This is a genomic window from Oleiphilus sp. HI0128, assembly GCF_001635365.1.
In genome coordinates, this window is the sequence record NZ_LWGG01001362.1 from 1 (window position 1) to 926 (window position 926).

2 protein-coding genes are annotated in these 926 nt (G+C 45.5%); both read left to right on the forward strand.

Translation table 11 applies throughout. The features are described from left to right. On the forward strand, positions 1 to 210 hold a 210-nt coding region (locus tag A3763_RS29785; RefSeq protein WP_231872292.1), incomplete at its 5' end, for a hypothetical protein. Next, on the forward strand, positions 203 to 926 hold a 724-nt coding region (locus tag A3763_RS22595; protein WP_068760559.1), incomplete at its 3' end, for a VWA domain-containing protein. The genes A3763_RS29785 and A3763_RS22595, both read left to right, overlap by 8 nt.

Consider the following 926-nt stretch of genomic DNA (forward strand, 5'->3'; position numbering starts at 1 on the left):
CTTGCCGGGAACTCAAGCTCTACTACACACCTTAGCGACACCGCTGACAAATGGGGCGATACTCTCAACACAACGCAAAACAAAGTAATACTGCCGAGCGACTTACTAGACATCCTCTGTCACGAGATTTACCAACGGAATTGCCCTCGTATAAATACCGAGCAATTGATGCTAATCGAAAAATGGATTCGAGGCCTACGTCATGCTTGATAATCTCTTAGAAGCACTTAACTTTGGGCTAGTTTGGCCTCTTGCGCTATTACTTTTGCCAATTCCTTTGCTCATCCCTCGGCGAGCAAATCAAAGCACCACAAACTATAGAGCGCCGCAGCTTCCACTCTATGAAACAGTAAAAGCACTGAAACTGTCACGTGCACCAGAAGGAAAAACCCATAGCAAACTAAGTAAATACCTACTGGCTTTTGCGTGGTGTTTTCTAATAGTTGCAGCCTCCAGGCCTACTTACTACGGAGAAAAAGTAAACCTCCCGCTAAGTGGAAGAGACTTGATGCTGGCAATCGATATATCACCAAGCATGAAAGAAACAGACCTTAAATTAGATGATGAGTTTGTATCTCGCTTGGACGTTGTCAAAAATGTTGTCTCTTCCTTCGTTACGCAAAGAAAAGGTGACCGCATCGGCTTAATACTGTTTGGCTCTGAGCCCTATATCCAATCGCCGCTTTCATTCGACACAAAAACGGTCAACACACTACTGCAAGAGGCTTACTTAGGTATGGCAGGTAAAGCAACGGCTATCGGCGATGCTATCGGTCTTGGTGTTAAACGCCTAAGGGAAAGACCGAAAGATAGCCGCGTTCTCATATTACTTAGCGACGGCGCGAATACCGCTGGCGAGATCCCCCCCGAAAAAGCTGCACAGTTAGCAGCTCAAGAAGACATCATTATTTATACGATTGGTATTG